Origin of the sequence: Polaromonas sp. (genome assembly GCF_018780625.1) — a bacterium.
GTDB lineage: Bacteria > Pseudomonadota > Gammaproteobacteria > Burkholderiales > Burkholderiaceae_C > Polaromonas.
Window position 1 is genome coordinate 3,200 of the sequence record NZ_JADMJK010000259.1, and the last position, 3,028, is coordinate 6,227.

A 3,028-nucleotide genomic window follows, 5' to 3' on the forward strand; every position below is an offset into this window, starting at 1 on the left:
AGATCGACTGGCAAAAGGCCGAGCCCCGCGTGCTGGGCCAGGCCCGCATTCCGCGTCTGCTGGTGCGCTTTGCCTTTGCGGGGCTGGACGATGCCGAGCGCTACCGCTTCATGAAGCGGTTTGACCTGTACATGCAGCGCGGCGGCGGCTGATTTCAGCAAAAAGCAGCGCGTTTCACGGGATTCCCGCCACGAGCGTATGGCTGTCAGGTGTTCGGGCGGGCGGGTATTTCATAATCAATAATTACCTAAAGTCACCCACGCCAATTGAAAGAGAAAGCCGCCATGTCCGCACAGACCCTGTACCAGCAAAAACGCATGTCCGCCGCCGACGCCATTGGGGTCGTCATGAACGGCGACACGATTGTGGTGCCGACCGCCGTGGGCGAGCCGCCGGCCTTGCTGACGGCGCTGTCGGACGCCAGGCTGGCCTTGCGCAATGTGCGCATTTCGCAAATTTTGCCGGTCCGCAAGTACGGCTATTTCGACCCCGAGACCACCGAACATGTCCGGCACATTGCCTATTTTTTCAGCGGCATCTCGCGCGCCGGCGGCCAGGAAGGCTGGACCGACTTCATCCCGGCCAACTTTTCCGAGCTGCCCGAGCTGCTCACGCGCAAGCTGATTCCGGCCGATGTGGTCTTTTCCATGGCGTCGCCGATGGACGAGCACGGCTTTTTCTCGCTGTCGCTGGCGCCCGACTACACCATGGCCGCCATCGCGCAGGCCCGCGCCGTGGTGCTCGAAGTCAACCCCCATGTGCCGTTTGCCAACGGCAACTGCCACATCCATGTGTCGCAGGTGGCGGCGCTCACTGAAAGTGAGGAACCACTCCTGGAAGTCGGCCTGCCCAAGATCGGCCCGGTGCAGGAAGCCATTGGCCGCTACGTGGCCGACATGATCCCGGATGGCGCGACGCTGCAGATCGGCTACGGCGGCATTCCCGATGCGGTGGTGATGCAGCTGACCGACAAGCACGACCTGGGCATTCACACCGAAATGATTGGCGACGGCATCATGAGCCTGGTCGAAGCCGGCGTGGTCACCAACCGCAAGAAAAATTACCACAACGGCAAGATGCTGGCCACCTTTGCGCTGGGCTCCAGGAAGCTGTACCAGTTTTTGCACCGCAACCCGGCGGTGGAAATGCACCCGGTCGGCTTCACCAACGACCCCTACCTGGCCGGCCAGAACGACAACCTGCACGCCATCAACGCCACCATGCAGATCGACTTCATGGGCCAGTGCGGCTCGGAAAGCCTGGGTTCGGCGCCGTATTCCGGCACCGGCGGGCAGACCGACTTTGTGCGCGCCGCCAACCGCTCCAGAGGCGGCAAGGCCTTCATCGTGCTGCCTTCCACCGCCAAGCACGACACCATCTCGCGCATCGTGCCCAGCTTGTCTGCCGGCACGCATCAGTCGACCAGCAAAAACGACATCAACTACGTGGTGACCGAGTTCGGCGTGGCCCAGCTGCGCGGCAAAACCGCCCACCAGCGCTGCGAAGCGCTGATCAGCATTGCGCACCCCGACTTCCGGGGCGAGTTGCGGGAAGCGGCCAAGAAGATGAAACTGCTGTGACCTGAGCCTTCTGAAATCTGTTGAACCTTGCAAAAAGCGCATCGTGACTCCTTAATGGCAGCCTTGGAGTTCGTTCAGACGCTGGACGAAGCGGAGCACGATCCTGGATTGGCGCATTGAGCTCTTTCGTGTTCGTGTCAGTGGCTGTTAACCCAGTTTTCAACGACCAGTCCAGGGTAGTTCACAAAGTCTGCTTCGTTGTTGGTGACAAGAGCCACTTTCAACGAACTGGCGTGCGAGGCGATCAACTTGTCCAAGGCATCGCGATTGCGATCTTTGTACGCCGCCCGAATGGGGCCGTAAGCCCTTGCAGCCTGGGCCTCGAAGGGCGCGATCAGGATGTCTTCCAATAGACCGTCCAAAGCAGACCGGTTGGCGGCCTGCGCTGATTCACTTGAGCACGCAATACCGAATTCAAGTTCGGCCAGCGTCACGGCCGAGATCACGACATCCCCAACAAAACATTCCTCAAACCGGGCGCGAACCTCGCGCGGCTGGTGCTTCATCAGATAGATGCAGATGTTGGTGTCGAGCATGTATTTCGGTTTCATAAAGCCTCGCGCTCGCCTTCTTCATTGTGACCACGCCCTTGATCCATGAAGTCGGGAGAGAACTTGGCGAACTTGCCCAACACATCACCCATGCGTCGCTGGGCCGGGCGAATCCGCAGCTCGTCGCCTTGACGCTCAATGACCAGCTCGACGTCCCATGAAGAGTAGGCAAGTTCAGATGGAATGCGCACGGCTTGAGAGTTGCCGTTCTTGAAAAGTTTGGTATTGGCCATGATGAACCTTATTTGGATGTACGTGTACATCTTAGTGTGCGTTCAAATAAATGTAAACACATGAATGTACGTCGGGCCTTTCATGGCCAGGCCCCAACGGCCACCGCATGCAGCAGCAACCCAATCAAGCCGCCCACCAAGGTCCCGTTGATCCGGATGTACTGCAAGTCCCGGCCCACGCTGAGTTCCAGTTCCCGCACCAGTTGCTTGTCGTCCCAGGCTTTGACGGTATCGGCGATGTGGGCGGTGATGCCGGCGCGCAGATCTGCGCCCAGATGCCCCGCAGCGGCCAGCACGTGCTGGTTGATGGCGTCGCGCAGGCTCTGGTCATTGGCCAGCTTTTCGCCGATTACGCGCAGTCCGTTTTCAAGGTGGCGCGCCACGGTGGAGTTCTCTTGTGCCAGGTCCTTGCGCAGCATTTGCTTGACGTCCGTCCAAAGCGACGAGACATAGGCCTGCACGGCCGGATCGGTGATGGCCTGCTCCTTGATTTCATGAATGGACGCGATGAGCGCCGGATCGCTGCGCAGCCGTTCAATGAACGTCTGGAGCCACGCCTCATAGCGCAGCCGCACGGGGTGATCGGGCTGGGCCAGTACTTCACGCAGTTCAGCGAGCATGGAGCCGCTGAGCTTGTCGGCCAGCCCGTCCGCCAGGTCGTCGA

At 60.2% G+C, this 3,028-nt stretch carries 4 protein-coding genes; 1 reads left to right on the forward strand and 3 read right to left on the reverse strand.

What is annotated here, in order from left to right; genetic code table 11:
• Positions 1-284 precede the first annotated feature (284 nt).
• Positions 285-1,580: an acetyl-CoA hydrolase/transferase C-terminal domain-containing protein gene (locus IV091_RS18450; protein ID WP_293470942.1), complete on the forward strand. Its 1,296-nt coding sequence runs from the start codon at positions 285-287 to the stop codon at positions 1,578-1,580.
• Positions 1,581-1,717: 137 nt separating this feature from the next.
• On the opposite strand, the gene IV091_RS18455 is transcribed toward IV091_RS18450, so the two are convergent.
• From IV091_RS18455 to IV091_RS18465, 3 genes are all read right to left on the reverse strand, one after another.
• On the reverse strand, positions 1,718-2,116 hold the full coding sequence (locus tag IV091_RS18455; protein WP_293470943.1) for a type II toxin-antitoxin system VapC family toxin: 399 nt from the start codon (positions 2,114-2,116) through the stop codon (positions 1,718-1,720).
• An 11-nt stretch (positions 2,117-2,127) separates the two neighbouring features.
• Positions 2,128-2,364, reverse strand: coding sequence for an antitoxin (vapB, locus tag IV091_RS18460; RefSeq protein WP_293470944.1), 237 nt, complete (start codon positions 2,362-2,364; stop codon positions 2,128-2,130).
• A gap of 80 nt (positions 2,365-2,444) precedes the next feature.
• On the reverse strand, positions 2,445-3,028 hold a 584-nt coding region (locus tag IV091_RS18465), incomplete at its 5' end, for a DUF445 domain-containing protein (protein ID WP_293470946.1).